Origin of the sequence: Psychrobacter nivimaris (genome assembly GCF_043419765.1) — a bacterium.
GTDB lineage: Bacteria > Pseudomonadota > Gammaproteobacteria > Pseudomonadales > Moraxellaceae > Psychrobacter.
Genome location: NZ_JBHOFX010000002.1, coordinates 237,992 through 260,062 on the forward strand (window position 1 = coordinate 237,992; position 22,071 = coordinate 260,062).

The window sequence follows — 22,071 nt, forward strand, 5'->3', positions numbered from 1 at the left end:
CTGTGACAGCAGCAAAAAAACTAGCTATTAATCAATAGACAGGGATGCTATTGAATACGGTAGATACCACTTAAATAAGTAGTGGTTTGTACCATTGATAGATTGACAACTACCTTTTCAAAATACTTTAGCCTATATCAAATCGCAAGGATGCTAACTATGATATCGAACAAACCTTGGCTTTCTCAATATCCAGCCGGTGTGCCAAAAACCATTAACCCCGATAGATATAGCAGCATCATGGAGCTATACGAAGAATGCTTCGATCGCTTCCGTGGACATCCGATGAGCATTTGTATGGGAGTGACTCATACCTATGGTGATATCGATAATGCTTCGATGGCAGTTGCTGCTTGGCTACAGAACCAAGGCTTGCCAAAAGGCAGTGTCGTCGCTCTCATGATGCCAAATATTCCACAGTATCTACCAACCATGATTGGCATTTTGCGTGCAGGCTACGTTTGTACCCCTGTTAATCCTCTATATACTGGCCGAGAATTACGCCATCAGCTTAACGATTCTGGTGCTCAAGCGATCTTTGTGGTCGATAACTTTGCCCAAGCGCTTGAGCAAGTCATTGAAGAAACGGCTATCAAACGTGTGATCCTATCGAAAATGGGCGATATGATGGGTTTGAAAGGTATTTTGGTCAATACGATTATTCGTCAGGTCAAACGCTTAGTACCCAAGTATAATCTTAATGACCCCAAATACCATGTCACTAAATTCCCTGACGTGCTAAAAAAAGGTAAAAACTTACCTTTTCAACAACCAACCATGTCTCTGGACCAAAAAGCATTTTTGCAATATACAGGTGGTACCACAGGACTTTCGAAAGGCGCTATTTTATCGCAGCGTAATATCGTAGCAGCAGCGATGCAATCAGAAGCATGGACCCGCCCTATCACATCAGAAATTAATGAAGTATATATCAATATGGTAATGGCACTGCCGTTGTATCATATCTTCGCATTCATGTTGAGTTTACTTGGTATGCGTTCAGGTTATACTTTTATATTGATACCCAATCCTCGCGATATTCCAGGATTCGTCAAAACCTTGTCAAAACAACCGTTCCATATTTTCCCTGCAGTTAATACCCTCTTTAAGGGGCTGCTCGATAATCCAAACTTTAAAGATTTGGACTTTAGCTCTTTGCGTATCTCACAAGCTGGTGGTATGGCGGCTACTGAGCAAACTGCGAATCGATGGTTAGAAGTGACTGGCTGCGCGATGATCGAAGGTTGGGGTATGACAGAAGGCGTTGCAGTCGGTACCGCCAACGTTATTACCAATCGTGAGTTTAACGGTACTATCGGTGTACCAGCCCCTGGTGTCGATGTCATCATTATTGATGAAGATGGCAAGCATGTAGGTTTAAACGAAGGGGGTGAGCTATGTATTAAAGGCCCTAACGTAACCTCTGGATATCTGAATAGAGACAGTAGTGCTGATTTTACTAGTGATGGTTATTTCCGTACTGGTGATATCGTCAGCATGGATGACAAGGGTTATATTAAACTGCTCGATCGTAAAAAAGATATGATTTTGGTTTCAGGATTTAATGTATTCCCGAACGAAATTGAGTCTGTGATGCTTGACTGTGATGGTATTCTTGACTGCGCAGTAATTGGTATTCCTGACGATCATCAAGGTGAAGCGGTCAAAATATACGTAGTACCTGAAGACAATAATGTTACCAAAGAAGTGATTACAGACTTTGCCTTAGATAATCTAACGGGTTATAAGTGTCCACGCCACATCGAGTTTGTGAGTGACCTACCAAAAAGTAATGTCGGTAAAGTACTGCGTCAAAAATTGCGTGAAAAGCATAATGCAGATTACCCACAAAGATAAAACAACCTTAAATTTTAACTTTTCAAAAATTTAATTTTACTTTTACTAAAGAGCACCTTACATTTAATGTAGGATGCTCTTTAGCATATTTATTCTTAATTATTTATATTTGAGAATACTCTTCTAAAACTCTCGTTATTATATTCATAAAATTAATTATTCTGGTTTTCTTAATACAGGTAATGATAATTATTTGATAAGACAGTGATTTATTTTTATGAACCAATTGCTCAATAACTGTATCCTACAACATATATTCTTTTATTTATCAAATTTAATTATAAACTATCAAGTTCTTGTATAAGAATAACAGACCTAGTTGTAGTTATGTTAATGTATCGCCAAAATGTGTCACTATACTTTCTGTTATTTTAATATTATAGTACTTTCAATTAAGGCCAATTGATTAATATTATTTTACAAGTGGTCATTTTCATTATCAAAAATAGTAATCGGCTTTTTAATCTACTTAGATGTTTACGCTTTGTGGTTAAATCAAACTTTATATAGGCCCCATATTTTAGCAGTATGTGAATACATAGGATAGCACTCGACAATTTCTTGCTAATGGAGCAGCAACTTGAATTGTTGACATGGACGTGACTACTTTTTTATAGAGCCTTAACTTATTTCAATATTTAAGGACACTAATCATGACAGTAGATAAACCTTGGCTTGCTCAATATCCAGAAAACGTACCCAAGACGATTAATCCTGATCAATATGAAAGCCTCATAGAGTTATATGAAGAGTGTTTTAACCGCTTTCGTATGCATCCGATGACTATCTGTATGGGTGTTACACATACTTATGGCGACGTTGATACAGCCTCACTTGCAGTAGCAGCATGGTTACAAGCACAAGGCCTACCTAAAGGCAGTGTAGTAGCTCTTATGATGCCAAACGTTCCCCAATATCTACCAACTATGATTGGTATTCTACGTGCAGGTTATGTTTGCACTCCAGTAAACCCACTATATACGGGTCGCGAGTTGCGTCATCAATTGAACGACTCGGGCGCTCAGGTTATTTTTGTTGTTGACAACTTTGCTCAAGCCTTAGAGCAAGTCATTGAAGAAACCAATATCAAACGTATCGTGCTGTCAAAAATGGGCGATATGATGGGTCTAAAAGGTATTTTGGTCAATACTGTCATCCGTCAGGTCAAACGCTTGGTTCCAAAGTACAACCTAAACGATCCTAAGTATGACGTTACTAAGTTCCCTGAAGTTCTAAAGAAAGGTAAGAATCTACCGATTCAAGCGCCAAAAACTACCCTACAACAGAAAGCTATTTTGCAGTATACAGGTGGTACTACTGGGTTGTCTAAAGGTGCTGTCCTAACACAACGTAATGTCGTCGCTGCTGCTATGCAGTCAGAAGCATGGTATCGTCCTGTTACTTCAGACATCAATGAAGTCTATATCAATATGGTTATGGCATTACCGCTATATCATATTTTTGCCTTCATGCTGAGTCTGCTCGGTATGCGTTCAGGTTATACCTTTATCTTAGTACCTAATCCGCGCGATATGCCAGGGTTTATTAAAACGTTATCAAAACAACCATTCCACATCTTCCCTGCTGTGAACACTCTATTCAAAGGGTTACTTGACCAGCCAAACTTTAAAAACTTAGATTTTAGTTCATTACGTATCACTCAGGCTGGTGGTATGGCGGCAACTGAGCAAACCGCAGCACGTTGGTTGGAAGTAACTGGCTGCCCTATGGTTGAAGGTTGGGGTATGACGGAAGGTGTTGCGGCAGGTACTGCCAACGTTATCACTGATCGTAAATTCAACGGTACTATTGGTATACCTGTTCCTAGTGTCGATATCATCGTAGTAGATGACAGTGGCAAACGTGTAGGCCTAAATCAAGCAGGCGAAATGTGTATTAAAGGTCCTAATATTACGTCTGGTTACTTTAATAAAGACAATACCAATGATTTCACAAGCGACGGCTACTTCCGTACGGGTGATATTATCAGTATGGACGAAAAAGGCTATATTACCCTACTAGATCGTAAGAAAGACATGATCTTGGTTTCAGGATTCAATGTATTCCCGAATGAAATCGAATCCGTTATGCTCGATTGTGATGGTATCGTCGATTGCGCAGTAATTGGTATTCCTGATGACCACCAAGGTGAAGCGGTTAAAATTTATATCGTACCTGCCGATAACAATGTCACTAAAGAAGTCATTAAAGAATTTGCGCTAGACAATTTGACTGGTTATAAATGTCCACGTCATATTGAGTTTGTTAGTGAACTACCAAAGAGTAACGTTGGTAAAGTACTGCGTCAAAAGCTGCGTGAACAGCATATGTCAAACAACCCTCAAACGTTGTAATACTTGCCCTGCTATTTCAGAATAAATAAAAGAAGAAGCCCACTATTATTGTAGTGGGCTTCTTCTTTTCTACCTTAGGAAAACCAATTTGATTAACTTAGTTTATTCATTACCTGTAATGGCAAGTGCTTCATCGCGTGACTGACCATGGACCAAGGTAGGCTCGGCACACAGGCTTCATCCACACCCGCTTCAATAGCTGCGACAATAGCTTTAGTACCAGTATCTGTATCGACTTCGAACGGTAATGGCTTAGAGCCTTCGTTGATTTCGGTGCGAATATAACCTGGGTAAATCGTAGAAACTTTAATAGGAAGATTGGTCAAAAGCATATCAGCACGAATACCTTCTGCTAAATGAGCCAAGCCGGCTTTACTTGCCCCATAGGTCGTCAGATGCCTAGGTAATCCGCGCATGGCTGACATGCTAGATATCACGACCAAATGGCCACTGTTCTGAGCACGGAAGATATTCATGGCGGCTTCACACTGTGCCAGTGCGGCGACAAAATTGACAACGGCAGTGCGACGATTGGTTTCAAAATGTCCTTTACCAATGCGGCGGCTATCACCAATGCCTGCATTGACCACTACTCGCTCAATGCTACCGAAGTCATCTGCAAAAGCATCAAACACTTGAAAAACCGTATCATAATCACTTACATCTAGTGCTTGGTATTCGACTCGAATATCAGGATACTTGTCCATCATCTCCGATTTTAACTGTTCTAAACGATCAGTGCGACGCGCACATATGGCCAAGTTGTAGCCAAGGCTAGCAAACAGTCTGGCCATACCTTCACCCAGACCTGAACTGGCACCTGTGATAAGCACCGTTTTGCCCTTGCCTACTTGCTGCTGACTCAAACCTTTTAGATAGCTTGCAGGTCGAACCGCGCCTACTATCTGGTTTTTGCTATGGCGCGCACTTTTAGCAACCAATTTTATTAATTTGCTTTGCATGTACCGTCCTTTGTATATCGATATTGCACAGAATCAAATCAGTATTTCTTAGTATAAACGCTGATAGTGCTTATACTTTAAGCAGGTATGACACTATATTATTCGTAAAATCATGTGTAAATTTATCGCCATGTCACAAACGGTTTACCATCAGAGAATAAATGACTATATTCATTCAAAGACAGCAAGCGAGAGCTTTGATTCTTTAAAGTAATAGAGGTCACCCCCGTATTGACCAAGCTTTTATTCAGCTGATAAGCGGTCTGACTGCCTTGTCGCAATAACTGGGCAGTGATTGCAGCGATGACACCACCTGAAGTGAATACGAGCACGGTGCTGTCCTGATCTAAGCTCATGCTTGCTGCTTTTGTACGTACTTGTTCAAGGGCTTGCTGTGCACGATTATTAAACTGGGGCCAACTTTCAAGATAGTCTTGATCATTATCACCAGCATGCCAGCGCTGCATCGCTTGATCAAATAGCTCAGCCAGTCGTGTCGCTGGCGATTCTGCTTTGGCGATTTCAGCTGAGATGTCAGATCGATTGCCAGATGCCTCTGCTGACTTAACAAACACGTCTTTATGATTAAATTCATCAAATTGCGGCAGAATATAACTATCAGGCTGATCAAAGTTGATTGCGGGCGCAACAGCTGTGCCATTGCTATTACTGGCATGTACAGATGACTGGTAACGCTCCCAAAAATGACGTGCTGAGTCTTGCTGCCGAACCAACCTACCAGTGAATATGGCATCGATGCGGCGCTGTGTGGCTGCATAGTGCTGACCTAGCATTCGGGCTTGGATAGTACCTAGTTCTGAGAGTTGATCATAGTTTTCTTGTCCAAAAGACGCTTGGCCATGACGTGCTAAAAGTATGGTTGTCATAAATTCTTACCTTATATCATATTTGCTAAAGTACGGTTTGCTGAATACTTACGCTTCAGGAGAGTCAGGTGCTTTTGCAAAATAACCTTTTGGTAAAATACTTTTGACCACTTTTTGAACAGGGCTTGGCAACTGCTCAATAGCAGCAGCATCTACGCCTATGTCTTCTAAATGCGGCTGCACATGCGCATTGAATAAGGCTTCACCTTCATATTGCGCAATTAATTTGAGACATTTAGCATGCATGACATGTATAACGAGCCAAGCGTTTTTGAAAGCTGGATTGGTGGTTTGCTTATGATAATAACGATAGTAGATTTGCTGAATAATGCCTGAGAGGCGGAACAAACCAAACACTTCATAGAAGGTCCAATTATCTATCTCTAAACCTGACTGTTTTAGATAATATTCAACCACTTCATCACGCGTCATCATGCCTTCTAAATGTGTTGGCTGACGACGGAACTGCTGCATGATGATATTATCATCTTCTTCAATCCAGTAAGCCAACGCACTACCCAAGTCCATCAATGGATCGCCAAGGGTTGCCATCTCCCAGTCGAGCACGCCAATCACTTTGGTTGGCTCATCTGCATCAAGTATGACATTGTCAAAGCGCCAATCATTATGAATGATACAAGTTTTGCTATCAGCAGGCGTATGCTTAGCAAGCCATTGTCTGACCAGTGCAAAGCTCGGTACATTAGGTGTCTTTGCTTTGACATAACGTTTATCCCAACCACTGATCTGGCGTTCACAGTAACCTTCACCGCGGCCCAAATTGACCAAATCAGGATGCTCGGTATAGTCTATCTGATGTAACTCTACCAAAGCGTCTAATACATTGGTGCAAAGCAGACGCGTTTGCTCAGGATTTAGATCGATACCTTCTGGCAATTCTGCACGAGGGATAATACCCTCCATACGCTCCATCACATAAAAGTCAGCGCCGATAACAGCTTCATCCGTACATAGCGCAATCATCTCAGGTACATAAGGATAAGCATCTTTTAATGCTTTTTGAACGGTGTACTCACGCACCATGTCATGGGCAGATTTTGCCTTGGTACCTTTCGGTGGACGACGTAATATGAGGTCTTGGTTTTTATTTTCACCCTTATACTGTAGTCGATATGTCCAGTTTGATGCGCCGCCTGAGAACTGAGTGACCGTAGGCTCGCCTACCACATCGACACCTTGACCGCGAAGCCATTCACTGACTGCTTTGGCATCAAGCTCTTCACCTTCGCGTACGGCACCGCCTTTGTCTAGTACTTTATTATCAGTTGCCATGAGACATTCCTTATCATGTGGTCATTTATTTTTATAACAGATATGCGAGCTAGTTCTCAATTCAATTTATCTCATTCTTCTCGCTATTTTTGAAATGAGGACTCGCTCTAGTGATGAAAAATTCACTACTAAGTCGTTAATAGTGAATTTTCAATTAGCATTTTGATTGGCTTATTCTTGATAGTTGCGTGAGCAAATCAAAACTAACTCACACAACCGTTTGTTAAGATTAAGCTTAAGACTAAGCTTTGTCAGACTTAGCAGAACGACTAAAGCCCTGACGTTTGAGTTCTAGTTTGGCAATCATGGTTTTATGTACTTCATCAGGACCATCTGCCAAACGTAGTACACGTGCTTGCGCGTAGAAATTCGGTAGCAAGGTATCTTGACAGACGCCCATACCACCATGAATCTGAATCGCCATGTCAACTACTTCTTGCAATACAGTTGGCGCCACTACTTTGATAGCAGAGATTTCAGTCAATGCTGCTTTGGTGCCTTGAGCGTCCATTTTTTGGGCGGCGTACAACGTGAGCAAGCGTGCTTGGTCGATTTTGATGCGAGCCTCGCTGATACGCTCAAAGTTACCACCCAATTGTAGTAACGGCTTACCAAAGGCAGTACGTGACATGCCACGCTTAACCGCTAATTCAAGAGATTTTTCGGCAGCGCCGATACAGCGCATGCAATGATGAATACGGCCTGGCCCTAGACGACCCTGTGCAATCTCAAAGCCTTTACCAGGTCCACCAATAAAGTGGCTGACAGGTACACGTACATTTTCAAAGCTAATTTCACCGTGCCCGTGCGGTGCATCATAATCACCAAACACTTTAAGCATGCGTTTAATGTTCACACCCGGAGTATTGACTGGCACAAGCACCATCGAATGCTGATGATGACGGTCTGCACTTTCATCCGCGGTATATGCCATCACAATCAAGACATCAACCGCTGGATCGCCAAGACCAGATGACCACCACTTGCTACCATTGATGACAATCTCATCACCATCGACTACGGCGGTTGCTTGCATATTGGTTGCATCACTTGATGCCACATCGGGCTCAGTCATACAGAATACAGAGCGTGTCTTACCTTCTAGGATTGGGGTAAGCCACTTGTCTTGCTGCTCTTGAGTACCGTAGCGCCATAACAGCTCCATGTTACCGCTATCAGGGGCATTACAGTTGAATACATGAGGTGCTAGCAAACTACGACCCGTCAATTCTGCGATAGGCGCATAATCAGTGACTGACAGTCCTGCACCTAGTGTGTCATCTGGCAAGAATAAATTCCACAAGCCTTCTTCACGCGCTTGCTTGCGCAGGTTTTCGTAGGCTTCTGGCCACTCCCAGTTTTCCCAATTACCGTCAGGATTTTTCTTATGACAATCTTCCCAGAATTGGGCTTCGATGGGTTCAATATTCGTTTCGATGAACGCTTTGACTTTGGCATGCATGGCTTGACCATGTTCTGTTGCGGTAAACATTAAATTGTCGTTAGACATAAATGACTTCCTTTTCTTTATTGATTGTCTAAATCAAATGTTAATAAAAAGCTCTACTAGAGCTTTAGTGCACGTACGTATACTGTTTTCCGTGTGCTACATTTATAACACAGCAATTGTCAATAAACAGCAAAAAGGCGCGACCAGCTAGGCCACGCCTTTTACAAAATATAAACAATGTATACAAAAACTTCTGAGCACTAAAATACCATTATTTAACTATCATAATGATAACTAACATTATTTCAGAATATTTAGGCGACTATTCAAATCAAAACGTGCAAGTGCATCAGGTAATTTATCTACAGCCATGCTCAATGTCGCTTCTGCTGCTTGAGCCAATCCCAACTTTTCTGCTAACGTCGGCTTCTGACGTGAATATAGTGCATACACTTCGTTGTCTTCCATACGTTCCAAAATGTAGCTGTCTGAAGTCTGTAGACTATCAATTAAGTTAAGCTTTAACGCATCTTCGCCATACCAATGCTCACCCGTAGCTACTTTAGCAACATCAAGCGCTGGACGATAGGTATTAACGAAATGCTTAAATAGCTCATGCGTCTGCTCTAGCTCTTCTTGGTATTTGGCACGGTCTTCGGCATCATTTTCACCAAATACAGTTACCGTACGCTTGTAGTCACCAGCGGTAAACATTTCATAATCGACGTCATGGTTTTTTAGCCATTTATGGAAGTTTGGCAGCTGTGACACCACACCGATTGAACCAATGATAGCGAATGGTGCAGCTACTACCTTGTCTGCAACGCAGGCCATCATATAACCACCGCTTGCCGCCACTTTATCAACACAAACAGTCAGTTTTAAACCAGCATCTTTTAGGCGAACCAATTGCGCTGCGGCCAAACCATAACCATGTACCAGACCACCGCCTGATTCAAGACGGACGATAACTTCGTCACCTTTATTTGCGGTACTAATTAAAGTACTGATTTCTTCACGCAAATGTTTGACCGCAGTTGCTTTGATATCACCATCAAAATCGAGCACAAAAACTTGTGCCTTATCATCGGTATGTTTTTTCTTATTTTTAGTTTTTGCTTTCAATGCTTGCTTGGCTTTTTTGAACTGTTTGAGGGCAGCTTTGCCTTGGGTGGCTTCCATCAAATCTTCACGGCGCTGCTTTTGAGCATCATTCAAGTGGCGTATTTTAAGCTCAACAGGGTTTTTGGGGGGATGAAATAGCATGGTTACAAATCCTCAAGTCAGTAAATATATTGATATGGCTGTTTTTATTAGCGTGCGGTTGATATGTGCACACTAAGCGGCGTTTTCAAGCATGATGACAATATTTAACCCAATATAAATATCATCGAATAAATACCTCAGACACTTGCACACTCCCGTTCTTTGATTGAACTCAGCCGGTTGTATAACAAAGGCAGATTAGGCATAATATGCGTTTATATCAAATTTTCTGCAGCCAACGTGATGACCATATGTCTTAATCGCGTTGTTTGTGTGTTTTTTTTGCAAATAGCTTGAAACGCACAACAATGGCTGCATTATTGTACTTCGAATTGGGCTGATAACTGGATAACCATATTATGACGCAAAGCACTATGACGCATAGCGAATACCGAGACGAGTATTGCGGAGCCGTAACCGAGAGCTTGCTTGAGCAAACCATTAGTATCGTAGGCTGGGTACATCGTCGTCGCGATCACGGTGGCGTGATTTTCTTAGACATGCGTGACCGCGCGGGTATCTTACAGGTCGTGGTCGACCCTGATACCCCAGAAGCTTTCGCAGCAGCTGATGCTGTACGTCCTGAATACGTGCTAAAGATAACTGGCCGCGTACGTCGTCGTTATGAAGGTACTGAAAATAATAATATGACCAGTGGCCAAATTGAGCTATTGGGCAAAGAAATTGAAGTACTGGCTAAGTCTGAAACGCCGCCATTCCCATTGAATGACGAAAAAACGACTGTATCTGAAGACCTGCGTCTAAAGTATCGTTATCTTGATATGCGTCGTCCGCAAATGCAAGAGCGTATGGTGTTCCGTGCCAAGGCAACTTCAGCGATTCGTCGTTATTTAGATGACCATGGTTTCTTGGATGTTGAGACGCCTATCTTGACTCGTGCAACACCTGAAGGTGCGCGTGATTATCTTGTACCATCACGTACTCGTCCAGGTAACTTCTTTGCCCTGCCGCAGTCACCACAGCTATTTAAGCAATTATTGATGGTGTCAGGTTTTGACCGTTATTATCAAATTGCTAAATGCTTCCGTGATGAAGATTTACGTGCCGATCGTCAGCCTGAATTTACTCAGGTGGATATCGAGACGTCTTTCTTGAACGAAGAAGAAATCATGAACATCAATGAAGGTCTTATCAAGCATTTGTTTAAGACAATGATGGACGTTGAGTTTGAACAGTTCCCTCGCATGACTTACGCTGAAGCCATGCGTGACTACGCATCAGACAAGCCTGACTTACGTATTCCTCTAAAGTTGGTTGACGTTGCAGATTTGATGAAAGACGTTGACTTTAAGGTATTTGCTGGCCCTGCAAACGATCCTAAAGGTCGTGTGGCTGCCCTACGCATCCCTGGTGGCGCATCGTTAAGCCGTAAGCAAATCGATGCTTATACCAAGTTTGTTGGTATTTATGGTGCACGCGGTTTGGCTTATATCAAAGTCAATGACGCTAGCAGCATCAACAACGGTGTGGATAAAGAGTCTGGCCTACAGTCTCCAATCATCAAAAACATGACTGATGACGTACTGGTGAGCTTGATCGAGCGTACTGCTGCAGAAGATGGCGATATTATCTTCTTTGGTGCGGATAAAGCCAGTGTCGTGAATGATGCGATTGGTGCATTACGTCAAAAAATCGGTCTAGATCTTGAAATGACGACTTGTGAATGGGCTCCACTTTGGGTAACTGACTTCCCAATGTTTGAAGAAACTGACGATGGTCGTTGGACGTCGATGCATCATCCGTTCACTAAGCCTAAAGGCTCAGTTGAAGAGTTGAAAAACAACCCAGAATCTGCCCTCTCTATCGCTTATGATATGGTATTGAACGGTACTGAGATTGGTGGTGGTAGCTTACGTATCAACACTTATGATATGCAGCAAGCTGTACTTGAAGCTTTGGGTATTGGTGAGCAAGAAGCTGAAGATAAATTTGGTTTCTTACTTGATGCTCTAAAATTCGGTGCGCCACCGCATGGCGGACTAGCATTTGGTTTGGATCGTTTGATCATGTTGATGGTAGGTGCAAGCTCTATCCGTGACGTTATCGCTTTCCCAAAAACCAAAACAGCTGATTGCCCATTGACCCAAGCACCTGCTGGCGTTGATAGCAAACAACTACGTGAGCTTGGTATCCGTGTGCGTGAAAAAGCACAGGCTGATACCAGCAAGCCTGCTGAATAAATCGCTTAATGATGCGCGGTTGCTGTCTACAGTGCTTGTTACGTGATTCATTACCGTGTGAGTGGTCATGAATCCGTATCATATTTTCAAAGTCGTGCCATTGTCTGTACTGCAGATGCTGGCACGTTTTGTTGCGTGGGTTATTATTAAGATACCCAGTTTAAGTATCATGCGTACCATTCAGATCAATATGGCGCTGATTACTCATACCTTGTCTGAGCAGCAAAAGCGCGCATTGACCAAAGACATTATTTATCATCAATGTCTGACCAGTATTGAATCTATAAAAAGTTGGGCGATGCCTCCTGAGTGGAGTATTGCTCAGATTCGTGATGTCCATAATAAAGACATTTTTTTAGAAGGTCTTGCCAATCCAAATGGCATGCTTGCTATCGTCCCGCATCTCGGCACTTGGGAGATGATGAATGCTTGGCTCAACCAGTTTGGTGCGCCAACCATTATGTATAAGCCAGTTGACGGCAAATTCGCTAACGAGTTTATCCTTCAGGGTCGAGCGCGACTTAACGCGACTTTAGTACCTACTGATGGTAGCGGCGTCAAAGCCGTGTTTAAAACGCTCAAGCAAGGTGGTTTTAGTATCGTACTGCCCGACCACGTTCCAGAGCCATCAGGCGGCGTTGTCGTTCCGTTCTTTGGTATCAAAACATTGACCAGTACACTTGCCTCCAAATTGGCAAGCAAAACCAAATGTGCGCTGGTTGGCTTATCTTGTATTCGCCGTACCGATGGACGCGGTTTTGATATTTACTGCTACAAACTCGATGATCCAGCCTTGTATGACCGCAATGCTGAAGTGGCGACTCATGCTCTCAATCAGGCTATGGAGCGTATGATTACAGACAACTACAGTCATTATATGTGGGGCTATCGACGTTTTAAGCGTATACCAAACTTAGGCAATCCTTATAAAAAAGATAAAGAGACTTTAGCAGCCTTTATCCAATCTCACCATTCTAGCGTTTCTAGTCGTTCTGCTAGTGATATCAACGATAGCGTTAAAAATGACAATGTTGAAAGCGACAATGTTAAAAACGATAGTACTGTTAAAAACGATAACACTAAGCTCGACAATCATTAGTCATCACCAACCTAGCGTTGCACTATTTAGACGTACCATCAGTTTAGACGTTCTATCAGTCACAGCTATGCTAATATTGGCTGAACTCTATATTCTTTTACTTTTATTAGTCCTTCATTTATCTGACTATTATCTCAATACGAGTGCATTATGACATCTGACGTAACTAAGACATCATCTACAGATCCTAAGAAAACCAGTATAAATGCTGCTGAACAGCGTTATATCATCTGTATGAAATGGGGCGACAAATATGGTCCTGAATATGTCAATCGTCTCTATAACATGGTTAGTCGACATCTAACCTTAGATTTTCAGATGGTTTGCTTGACCGATGACAGCACAGGTATTGACCCTGCGATTGCCTGCTATCCGATACCCGATATGGATCTACCAGCAGGTCCTGAACGTGGTTGGAAAAAACTGACTACCTTTAAGCCTGAGCTGTATGATTTAAAAGGTGTGGCCCTATTTTTAGATATCGATATTGTCATTGTCGATAATATCGATGCGTTTTTTACTTACCAAGCTGAGCATGAAGACAGTGTCGTCATCATCCGCGACTGGAAAAAACCTTGGCGCATGATTGGTAACAGCTCCGTCTACCGCTTTAATATTGGTATGAATACTTATCCTGATTTGCTGTCCAATTTTGAGCGACACTTTGAAACCATTCGTACCCAAGTACGTCACGAGCAGGCTTACCTTTCTAACTATTTGCGTGAACATCACCACCTAGAGTATTGGGATAAGACATGGTGTGTTAGCTTTAAGTACCAATGTATTGCGCCGATTCCTTTTAACTTTGTACGCACACCTACTCTGCCGGATGATGCAAAAATCGTTATCTTCCACGGTGAGATTAACCCGCCCGATGCGATTGCTGGTAGTGGTGGTAAATGGTATCGACATGTGAAGCCAAGCCCATGGTTAAAAGACCATTGGCAATAGATGCTTAGTAATTAACCATATTTAGACAATTTATAATTAGCGTAAAGGCAGTGTATTAAGATATAAGATAGGTGAAATAAACGACTGGAAAATAGTATGGCGCTATATTTGAGATTACCTGCTACCGCTGGGTTCAATATTGATAATGAGCTCATCATTATCAATGCTTTTAATGCCAATGAACCTGAACAGAGCTTGCATGGAAAAGACGTCAATATTATCGCTTCAGGGCCATCTATACAGCAGCTACCGTTAGCAGAGCTCCTAGATACGCCTACTATTTTTGTCAATGGCAGTATCAGCCTGATTGGGCAGCATCAGTTTACCGATATTGTTGGTTACGTCATCAGTGATGCGCGCTTTATCAATCATCAGCCTGAGATTTTACAGCAGTACTATACGGGTCAACCTCTATATGCAACGTTAGCTGTCTTTGAAGCGATGGCCACCACGCACCCTGATATTATGCAAACGTACCATCATGCCATGCGGGTGTTGTACCCAGTGGATAGGCCATGGGGAGTCAAGTCAAACAAGCTATCTTTTAATAAGCTTATCTTTAAGAAAAAATTACTCAATAAAAAAATGCCGCTATCGTACTTTATCAATAATCCAAACTTTATTATTGATAGCGATCATAAAGCGGCTGACATCGGTGTCTCTCTTAACATTACTCATGGATTTGTGGAAGCAGGCACCGTTGCTTATGTCGCGGCGCAGTTGGCGTTTTCGCGCCAAGCAGCGAGTATTCATCTGTACGGTATTGATCTGCTTAATAGCAAGCAACCACGGTTTTATGAAAATAAAAATAATAGTGCGCCAAGTATGCTCAGCAAAGTCATGCACGAGCGCATTGTACCTTCATTTAACTTGCTCGGCAGAATCTATCAATCGCATGGTGTACCCGTCGTCAACCACTCTCCTATCTCTAAAACGCTATTCGACACTTTCTAGTTGATGACTCGCAATTAATAACCTCTACTTGATTGCGTTTAATTAAGAACCACTACACGTTATAAACCCTCATTTTTCTCTGAATCTAAAACAGAACCAAACGCTAAGTACTGTCTTGCAATATGTTCAGGAAATAACTGCTGGTTTAGCGGCACGATATAATCTGTAAGATTGTCTATGGCTTGGTCGATGAGTAACGCCAAGCCATCAATATCACCTACCGTAATCAAGTTTTGCTCAGGTAATAATTCTCTTGGCCCAAAAGGACAATCCGTACTGATTACTGGTACGCCCAGTGCTTGCGCCTCTACAATGACATAGCCAAAGCCTTCAAACTTAGAGGTGAGTACCATCAGTGCAGCTGTTCTAATTAATGGATAAGGGTTGGTCTGAAAGCCTAAAAACTTAATCCAATCGCTAATATTTAGTTGGACAGCCAACTGTTTAATCTCTGCTTCAAGCCTACCTTTACCTACTAGTACTAATGGCAGCTTCCGTTCTGTTTTGGCATACGCCTGTAGCAAGTCTCGATGACCTTTCATGCTATCAAATGAAGCGACATGTATAATGTATTCTTTATCTACTAAGCTGAAATGTTCAAGATGGCTAGATGCTGCTGCTTTGGTATTTATAGCGATAGCATCACAAGGGTTATAGATTGTTGTGGTTTTGGTGATATCTCCTATAATATCAATCAAATCTTGGCGTGCACCCTTACTCACACAGCTACAAAGATGAGCGCCATAAACCATTTTCAAATGATTTATAGTCTGTACTGGCGCCTCTAATAATTGGTTTTGGAACTGCTTAGATAGTGCTGTATGCAGTACATTTACGATATTTGGCAACTGACTATATGCCATAATCCAGTTTATCTTATAGATATTAGCCAGTATCAAATCTGGCCTCCCTATTTGGCTAAGCACGTAAGTATCAATACGTTTAGCGACTGATTCATAGGCTTGTGCTTGCGTAGATTCTGGGTCGAGATTCTGCTCAGAAAACACCTCATCATATGACACGATATGATATTGAACACGAGCGTCTAGTAGCATATCTTGCGTCGCTTCCAAGCATAGGATATGAGTACGATAGCCCATATCTGCATAAGCACTTGCCAAAGTCGTAACCATACGCTCAGCACCGCGACCTTCAAGCGCTTTTAAAATAAATAGAATAGTAGGTGGCATTAGTGTCTCAGCTTGATTTTTTAACGGTATAGGCATGATAGGTTAGCCAAATGAATGCAACTATGGTCATAATTATTGCAGCGTTCTGACTTTATATGCTAGTCTCACCTACCGCTGGTGCTCGGCATTTACTTAGTAAAGTACGAGCAGGATTTAACGGTATCTCTATAAAAAATGATAATAAGTCTAACTATCTAAATCGATTAAACCTTGTTAATAATCGCATCAGCAAATATCATAGCTGGTCTAATATCGCTACTAACATAGATGTATATCCGCAAAGAACAGGATTAGTTATGAAGCAGCCTAGTGAAAACACATTAGACATCGTCATTGCTTGGGTAGATGGCGCAGACCCTATACTCAAGCAAAAACGAGAACAGTATAAGCCAACTAAAGAAGTGGCATCTGACGCAATAACTGACACGCGTTTCGCTAGCGACGATGAGATATATTATAATATTGCTTCTATCATCAAATATGTGCCTTTTTGTCGTCATATATATCTTGTCACAGATCAACAGAAGCCAGCGTTCATCGATGAGTTTGCCAAGCAAGGTATTTGCTCAGCAGATAAAATACGCATTGTTGATCATAAGGACATATTTTTAGGTTACGAGCAGTTTTTACCTACGTTTAATAGCACTTCAATTGAGACGATGATATGGAATATTAATGGGCTATCTGATTACTTCATCTATATGAATGATGATTTCTTTTTTAACCAACCGGTAAAAATGGATGAATTTTTGGATGATGAAAAAATTATTATTCATGGCCATTGGCAAAAGAAAATAGTACTTAATACTAAAATGAAATATCGGCAACTCTTAAACAAATTTTTAGAGACTCCTATTCAGCCTAAATATACTACAGCGCAAATGTTAGGCTCTATACCTCTTAAGACTAACCAATTCTTCAAGATACATCATTATCCTCATATTGTTGACAAGAGCATATTAAGCAGCTATTTACTAAGCAACCTTACTTTTCTGGAAAATCAGATAAAGCATCGTTTTAGAGATATATCTCAATTCGATCCAGTTTCTTTGGCTAATCACTTGAGCATACAGAAAAAACAAGCCGTTCTGAAACCTGATTTAAACCTAAACTATCTTAAAAATGAATATAGCGTAGAGAAATTCATAAAAAATTTAGATGATGAATCTATAAAATACGGTTGTATTCAAAGCATGGACTTATTAAGTGAAGGGTTTTCACAAAAGGTTAATAAAGCAATGATTAAAAAGTTCTATCTATACTTACCCGAATCGTTGTTGATAGAAGAAACCCAATGTACTATCAAAAGGTAAATGATATGAAAGTTCTTACTTACTTGATCAACCTAGACGGTAGCGATGAGCGCCTAGAAAGATCGAGACAACAGCTTAGTAATATTGGTTGGTCATTTGAACGCATCGCTGCCTATGATGGCCGCAGCAAAGCTTTATCGGAGTTTATAGACTATGATGACAAACGAGCCAGAAGTAATTTAGGTCGTAGTCTTTTAAATTCAGAAATCGGCTGCTATTTAAGCCATTATCAATGTGCACAAAAGTTCCTAGAAACTGATGCTGATATTTTAGTTGTATTAGAAGATGATATGAAGATGATCAGTAGTTTTAAACCTGTTATTGATAAAACACTGACGTATCTACATACTCATCCAGAGTTGGACTGGTATCTGGTTAATATCGCAGCTAAAAAGAAGAAGCTTGCTAAAGACATTGTTACTTTTGATGCGCATACTTTATGGCATGCTTATTACTTCCCTATCCGCGGCTTAGGGCTTATTTGGTCACGCAAAGGTGCAGAAGAGTTTATTAAACAAGGTAAGACCATTTATATGCCTGTCGACATTTTCTTCCAAAGATGGCTTAGCCAAAATGGTAAAGGTCTAGGCTTATGGCCTGCACTGATTAGCCCAATGGGATTCGATAGCGATATCTTAGGTACACAAGCGACCCAAAATATACAACGTAAAGAAAAAGAAGGTAGAGACTCATCTTATAGTTTGAAAAAACAGAAAAGAATGTTGCAAGATAAAGCAGCAGCTATTAAAAACCTAATAATTACTAAATATATCTGAGTTATTTAAACTATGAAGAATTTTGTTATCAGCCTACAGTCAGCGACAAAGCGTAGAGAGCATATTACTAATGAGTTTGGCAAACATAATGTTATCTTTGAGTTTTTTGATGCGTTAACACCAGAGACCGCAAAAATATATATTCAAAAATATAATTTACCTTTTCAACTAGAATCTATGCATTTAACATCTGTTGAAATAGCTTGTATGATGAGTCATATCGCTGTTTGGAAAAAAGCAATTGATGAAAACATTCCTTACATAACCGTATTTGAAGATGATATTTATTTAGGTGTAGATTCTGAGTATTTTTTGAGCAGTTCCGAATGGATTAAACCTGATTGGAATATAATTAAGATTGAGACAGTCTACAACAAAGTATTGTTGAACAAGAAAAGATACCATAACCTTCCCAAAGAACGCCAACTTATACCCTTAAAAGATAAACACTTAGGAGCAGGAGCTTATACACTGACCTTACAGGGCATCAAGGATTTATTTGATTACAGCTTACAGCGTGAAATGCTGCCTATAGATGAAACTATATTTAGGGACTATATCCTTGATAATAACGAACCTGTTTATCAGATGGTACCGGCACTTTGCGTTCAAGACATTATAATCAGTAAGCGTGGCAAGGGACTATTACTTCCTAGCTCATTAGAAGAGAGTCGTAGCAAACGTATGGGTTATGCAAAGAAAAAAGGCTTAGCAAAAATCCGTAGAGAAGTAAGTAGACTAGTAGAACAAGCCAAACACTCACTACATGCCGAAGAAATACCTTTCAAATAAAAACTATTAACATACTATCAAGTAGTAATATAACAAATGCTTGTTCAAACATCCTTTAGTCGTAATCGTCTATTTTAGAGCTATCTTTATATGAAAAACCTAGTCATCAGTCTAAACCACAAGACCGAACGCAGACAGCATATGACAACTGAATTTCAAAAACATAATATAAACTTTGATTTCTTTGATGCCCTAACCCCTGATATAGCGACTTCTTACGCACAAGCTTTAGGGTTAGATTTAAATAGAAGTCCGCTTACACCAACAGAGCTAGCTTGTATGATGAGCCATATTGCTGTTTGGAAAAAAGCAATTAATGAAAGTATTCCATATGTAACTATTTTTGAAGATGATATTTATCTAGGTGTAGATGCTAAATCGTTACTAAGTAATGCGGAATGGGTTCAACCTGGTTGGAACATAATCAAGATTGAAAGCTTCTATGAAAAAGTGTTTCTTTCCTCAGAGACTCATAATGTTTTATCAAAAAAACGTTATATAGCACAGCTTAAAAGCAAGAACTTAGGAGCAGCAGGATATATTCTTTCTCTGCAAGGTGCAAAGATACTTTTAGAGTATGTCTTACACAGTGAAATTCAGCCCATTGATGAAACTATATTCAATCATTTCATACTTAATCATCAAGAACCTATCTTTCAAATGGTACCAGCACTATGTGTGCAAGAGATGATTATAAAAGAATCACTAGAACCTCTTTCTTTGCCTAGCTCGTTAGAAGAAGAACGTAAAATACGGAATTCTTTAAAAGAGAAAGAGAAAAAAACTATCTTTTCTAAAATTAATAGAGAAGCCAAAAGACTAACCTTTAAAACAAAAGAGCTTTTGTTAGCAAGAAAGGTGATTTTTAAATAATCTTTGAAACTATCTACCCTTAATATTAAAACACATTAGGTACTGTATCCATGGAAATAGTTGAGAATCTTACAATCTTGGGTCAAGGCACTCAGAAGTTTGTGTATGAACACCCATCAGATTTTGATAAAGTTATTAAGATAATGAAACCTATAAATGCAACACATGATGGTGGTAGAGCTAATCAGCACTATTTAAGATCACATCGTTCTCAGGGAATTTATAGGCAATTTCGTAGAGAACTACTACAATACTTACAGTTATGTAAGAACACTTATAACCAGAAAGTCTTTACTTTTCCTATTGAAACTGTTTATGGCTTTATTCCTACTGATCAAGGACTAGGCTTAGTTACTGAGAAAATAATAAGTCCTAATGGTCTTCCAATATCGTTGAACGAGCTTTCACAAAAAAAGATGTTAGAAGATAAACATATTGAGGCATTAAAAGTATTCTTTGATAAATGCTGCGAAATGCATATTGTATTCGGTGAGGTAAACATCGCTGGTATTATGTATACTGAACAAAGACAGGGTGTGCCAGAATTTGTATTAGTTGATGGTATCGGCGAAAAATTGATTATACCTTTTAGAGCTATGAGCAAAACTGTCAACACTCGAAATATCAAGAAAGTTGAGAAAACAATCCATAATCAGATAAATTTGAACATGACTTAAAATCTAGCTGACTGATATCTTTGCATATCAAATTGAAGTTTATTGATTTTTAATTCATATATACTTATACTTATACTTATACTTATACTTATACTTATACTAAGATAATTTTATCATTTACAACAGAAGTCAACCTAACATAAGAATCAAATCAAAAAAACTTCACTATAATGGTTAACAACTTATTCCATACTAAAAGCATCTAGAAGGTCGTTTAAATTAGTTTCTATAGGGATCAACGAAGCTTCTGTTGCCAATTTGTTGAAATCTAAATTGCGCAGATCACTAGCTAATATTGTCTTAATAGGAAATTCTTCACCTTTCAAAGTTGAGAAAAAATCATTAAACTTAAACATGTCACCAAGCAAGGTCTCATCTGCAATTCTTAATAGTAACCACGGTATATTATAGGCTTGCGCAATTATAATTCCGTGCAAAGATGTTGATATACAAATTTTAGAGCTTGCTATTTCAGCTATAACATTTTTAGGAGATTGCATCACATTGATTATATTGAAGGTATCTTCATAACTTTCGAATAAGCTCTTATGATTGAAGTGTGGGACTATACTAATATGATTAATATTTTTTAAACTTGGTGAAAAAAACCTAGGTAGTAACAAAGCTGGATCACCTAGTGGCAGGCTATTATCAATTTCATATATTTTTGATAACTCCTGTCTGGTAAGTGAACCTCGTACTGCTAATATCTTATCAATTTGACAACGCCTTAATTTCTTTATTTTTTTTGGGTTATCTAAAGGCTGTATAAGTCCTGAACCCCATATAGATATTTTCTGATTTGGGAAATTACTAGCATGCTCAATAATAGAACCTACGGTGAATATAGTTCTATTAATATTTAGATATTTAGAGTTTGATACAGGTCTATCGGTCATCAGAGTTATTAACCATGGACCTATCAAATCACCAAAGTTAGTTGTTACATCCCACCAGTATGTATGAATCAGTTCCGTTGAAGTAAAATTTCCATTGCTGTCAATATCAAAAGTCTCAATATAATCCGTAGTTTCAGTGGTTGATTTTTTATGTTTTTTGTTATTAAAAAATGCCATAATTATAACTATTCACTCTTTATCTTATATCGTAAATTATTCTGAAAAGCTATTTATAAACTGAGTATTCTCTATTGTACTAATAGATAAAATAGTAAGA

18 protein-coding genes are annotated in these 22,071 nt (G+C 39.9%); 11 read left to right on the plus strand and 7 right to left on the minus strand.

What is annotated here, in order from left to right; genetic code table 11:
• Window positions 1–159 precede the first annotated feature (159 nt).
• Together ACHEVO_RS04400 and ACHEVO_RS04405 are read left to right on the plus strand one after the other, a co-directional pair.
• Window positions 160–1,857 carry an AMP-binding protein gene (locus ACHEVO_RS04400; RefSeq protein WP_394124079.1) on the plus strand — a complete coding sequence of 566 codons (1,698 nt, stop codon included), beginning with the start codon at window positions 160–162 and terminating at the stop codon, window positions 1,855–1,857.
• Window positions 1,858–2,510: 653 nt separating this feature from the next.
• The gene (locus ACHEVO_RS04405) at window positions 2,511–4,211 is read left to right on the plus strand and encodes an AMP-binding protein (protein ID WP_296207764.1); all 1,701 of its coding nucleotides are present in this window, start codon (window positions 2,511–2,513) and stop codon (window positions 4,209–4,211) included.
• A 92-nt stretch (window positions 4,212–4,303) separates the two neighbouring features.
• Here the strand turns inward: ACHEVO_RS04405 and ACHEVO_RS04410 are convergent, their stop codons facing one another.
• The 5 genes from ACHEVO_RS04410 to sohB form a co-directional block, all read right to left on the minus strand.
• A complete protein-coding gene (locus tag ACHEVO_RS04410) occupies window positions 4,304–5,173 on the minus strand; it encodes an SDR family oxidoreductase (RefSeq protein WP_394124080.1) in 870 nt (289 codons plus the stop codon).
• A gap of 122 nt (window positions 5,174–5,295) precedes the next feature.
• The gene (locus tag ACHEVO_RS04415) at window positions 5,296–6,060 is read right to left on the minus strand and encodes a histidine phosphatase family protein (protein WP_394124081.1); all 765 of its coding nucleotides are present in this window, start codon (window positions 6,058–6,060) and stop codon (window positions 5,296–5,298) included.
• Between the two features lie 48 nt (window positions 6,061–6,108).
• Window positions 6,109–7,353 (minus strand): phosphotransferase family protein, encoded by a 1,245-nt coding sequence (locus ACHEVO_RS04420; protein WP_394124082.1) that lies wholly within the window; start codon window positions 7,351–7,353, stop codon window positions 6,109–6,111.
• Window positions 7,354–7,594: 241 nt separating this feature from the next.
• A complete protein-coding gene (locus tag ACHEVO_RS04425; protein ID WP_227526716.1) occupies window positions 7,595–8,845 on the minus strand; it encodes an acyl-CoA dehydrogenase family protein in 1,251 nt (416 codons plus the stop codon).
• A gap of 258 nt (window positions 8,846–9,103) precedes the next feature.
• The gene (gene sohB, locus ACHEVO_RS04430) at window positions 9,104–10,069 is read right to left on the minus strand and encodes a protease SohB (RefSeq protein ID WP_394124083.1); all 966 of its coding nucleotides are present in this window, start codon (window positions 10,067–10,069) and stop codon (window positions 9,104–9,106) included.
• Between the two features lie 374 nt (window positions 10,070–10,443).
• Between sohB and aspS the strand changes: the two genes are divergently transcribed.
• From aspS to ACHEVO_RS04450, 4 genes are all read left to right on the plus strand, one after another.
• The gene (gene aspS, locus ACHEVO_RS04435) at window positions 10,444–12,270 is read left to right on the plus strand and encodes an aspartate--tRNA ligase (protein ID WP_101204567.1); all 1,827 of its coding nucleotides are present in this window, start codon (window positions 10,444–10,446) and stop codon (window positions 12,268–12,270) included.
• A gap of 67 nt (window positions 12,271–12,337) precedes the next feature.
• The gene (locus ACHEVO_RS04440) at window positions 12,338–13,369 is read left to right on the plus strand and encodes a lysophospholipid acyltransferase family protein (RefSeq protein ID WP_394124084.1); all 1,032 of its coding nucleotides are present in this window, start codon (window positions 12,338–12,340) and stop codon (window positions 13,367–13,369) included.
• A gap of 234 nt (window positions 13,370–13,603) precedes the next feature.
• A complete protein-coding gene (locus ACHEVO_RS04445) occupies window positions 13,604–14,320 on the plus strand; it encodes a glycosyltransferase (RefSeq protein WP_449301498.1) in 717 nt (238 codons plus the stop codon).
• 108 nt (window positions 14,321–14,428) lie between these two features.
• Window positions 14,429–15,274, plus strand: a complete 846-nt coding sequence (locus ACHEVO_RS04450) for a hypothetical protein (protein ID WP_394124086.1) — start codon at window positions 14,429–14,431, stop codon at window positions 15,272–15,274.
• Window positions 15,275–15,333: 59 nt separating this feature from the next.
• On the opposite strand, the gene ACHEVO_RS04455 is transcribed toward ACHEVO_RS04450, so the two are convergent.
• Window positions 15,334–16,500 carry a glycosyltransferase gene (locus ACHEVO_RS04455; RefSeq protein ID WP_394124087.1) on the minus strand — a complete coding sequence of 389 codons (1,167 nt, stop codon included), beginning with the start codon at window positions 16,498–16,500 and terminating at the stop codon, window positions 15,334–15,336.
• Between the two features lie 260 nt (window positions 16,501–16,760).
• Here ACHEVO_RS04455 and ACHEVO_RS04460 point away from each other — a divergent pair, with 260 nt between their 5' ends.
• From ACHEVO_RS04460 to ACHEVO_RS04480, 5 genes are all read left to right on the plus strand, one after another.
• On the plus strand, window positions 16,761–17,777 hold the full coding sequence (locus ACHEVO_RS04460) for a capsular polysaccharide biosynthesis protein (protein WP_394124387.1): 1,017 nt from the start codon (window positions 16,761–16,763) through the stop codon (window positions 17,775–17,777).
• A 5-nt stretch (window positions 17,778–17,782) separates the two neighbouring features.
• Window positions 17,783–18,553 carry a glycosyltransferase family 25 protein gene (locus tag ACHEVO_RS04465; protein WP_394124088.1) on the plus strand — a complete coding sequence of 257 codons (771 nt, stop codon included), beginning with the start codon at window positions 17,783–17,785 and terminating at the stop codon, window positions 18,551–18,553.
• 12 nt (window positions 18,554–18,565) lie between these two features.
• On the plus strand, window positions 18,566–19,345 hold the full coding sequence (locus ACHEVO_RS04470; RefSeq protein ID WP_394124089.1) for a glycosyltransferase family 25 protein: 780 nt from the start codon (window positions 18,566–18,568) through the stop codon (window positions 19,343–19,345).
• A gap of 90 nt (window positions 19,346–19,435) precedes the next feature.
• Window positions 19,436–20,218 carry a glycosyltransferase family 25 protein gene (locus ACHEVO_RS04475; RefSeq protein ID WP_394124090.1) on the plus strand — a complete coding sequence of 261 codons (783 nt, stop codon included), beginning with the start codon at window positions 19,436–19,438 and terminating at the stop codon, window positions 20,216–20,218.
• A 50-nt stretch (window positions 20,219–20,268) separates the two neighbouring features.
• Window positions 20,269–20,895 (plus strand): YrbL family protein, encoded by a 627-nt coding sequence (locus ACHEVO_RS04480; protein ID WP_394124091.1) that lies wholly within the window; start codon window positions 20,269–20,271, stop codon window positions 20,893–20,895.
• A gap of 182 nt (window positions 20,896–21,077) precedes the next feature.
• Here ACHEVO_RS04480 and ACHEVO_RS04485 read toward each other — a convergent pair whose 3' ends face one another.
• Entirely contained in the window at window positions 21,078–21,971 is an 894-nt protein-coding gene (locus ACHEVO_RS04485; protein WP_394124092.1) for a polysaccharide pyruvyl transferase family protein, read from the minus strand.
• Window positions 21,972–22,071 lie beyond the last annotated feature (100 nt).

What these genes read in the sequence shown, in the direction of transcription:
- ACHEVO_RS04400 (WP_394124079.1), top strand. Translation starts at nt 160, where the DNA reads ATGATATCGAACAAACCTTGGCTTTCTCAATATCCAGCCGGTGTGCCA.
- ACHEVO_RS04405 (WP_296207764.1), top strand. Translation starts at nt 2,511, where the DNA reads ATGACAGTAGATAAACCTTGGCTTGCTCAATATCCAGAAAACGTACCC.
- ACHEVO_RS04410 (WP_394124080.1), bottom strand. Translation starts at nt 5,173, where the DNA reads ATGCAAAGCAAATTAATAAAATTGGTTGCTAAAAGTGCGCGCCATAGC.
- ACHEVO_RS04415 (WP_394124081.1), bottom strand. Translation starts at nt 6,060, where the DNA reads ATGACAACCATACTTTTAGCACGTCATGGCCAAGCGTCTTTTGGACAA.
- ACHEVO_RS04420 (WP_394124082.1), bottom strand. Translation starts at nt 7,353, where the DNA reads ATGGCAACTGATAATAAAGTACTAGACAAAGGCGGTGCCGTACGCGAA.
- ACHEVO_RS04425 (WP_227526716.1), bottom strand. Translation starts at nt 8,845, where the DNA reads ATGTTTACCGCAACAGAACATGGTCAAGCCATGCATGCCAAAGTCAAA.
- sohB (WP_394124083.1), bottom strand. Translation starts at nt 10,069, where the DNA reads ATGCTATTTCATCCCCCCAAAAACCCTGTTGAGCTTAAAATACGCCAC.
- aspS (WP_101204567.1), top strand. Translation starts at nt 10,444, where the DNA reads ATGACGCATAGCGAATACCGAGACGAGTATTGCGGAGCCGTAACCGAG.
- ACHEVO_RS04440 (WP_394124084.1), top strand. Translation starts at nt 12,338, where the DNA reads ATGAATCCGTATCATATTTTCAAAGTCGTGCCATTGTCTGTACTGCAG.
- ACHEVO_RS04445 (WP_449301498.1), top strand. Translation starts at nt 13,604, where the DNA reads ATGAAATGGGGCGACAAATATGGTCCTGAATATGTCAATCGTCTCTAT.
- ACHEVO_RS04455 (WP_394124087.1), bottom strand. Translation starts at nt 16,500, where the DNA reads ATGCCTATACCGTTAAAAAATCAAGCTGAGACACTAATGCCACCTACT.
- ACHEVO_RS04460 (WP_394124387.1), top strand. Translation starts at nt 16,761, where the DNA reads ATGAAGCAGCCTAGTGAAAACACATTAGACATCGTCATTGCTTGGGTA.
- ACHEVO_RS04465 (WP_394124088.1), top strand. Translation starts at nt 17,783, where the DNA reads ATGAAAGTTCTTACTTACTTGATCAACCTAGACGGTAGCGATGAGCGC.
- ACHEVO_RS04470 (WP_394124089.1), top strand. Translation starts at nt 18,566, where the DNA reads ATGAAGAATTTTGTTATCAGCCTACAGTCAGCGACAAAGCGTAGAGAG.
- ACHEVO_RS04475 (WP_394124090.1), top strand. Translation starts at nt 19,436, where the DNA reads ATGAAAAACCTAGTCATCAGTCTAAACCACAAGACCGAACGCAGACAG.
- ACHEVO_RS04480 (WP_394124091.1), top strand. Translation starts at nt 20,269, where the DNA reads ATGGAAATAGTTGAGAATCTTACAATCTTGGGTCAAGGCACTCAGAAG.
- ACHEVO_RS04485 (WP_394124092.1), bottom strand. Translation starts at nt 21,971, where the DNA reads ATGGCATTTTTTAATAACAAAAAACATAAAAAATCAACCACTGAAACT.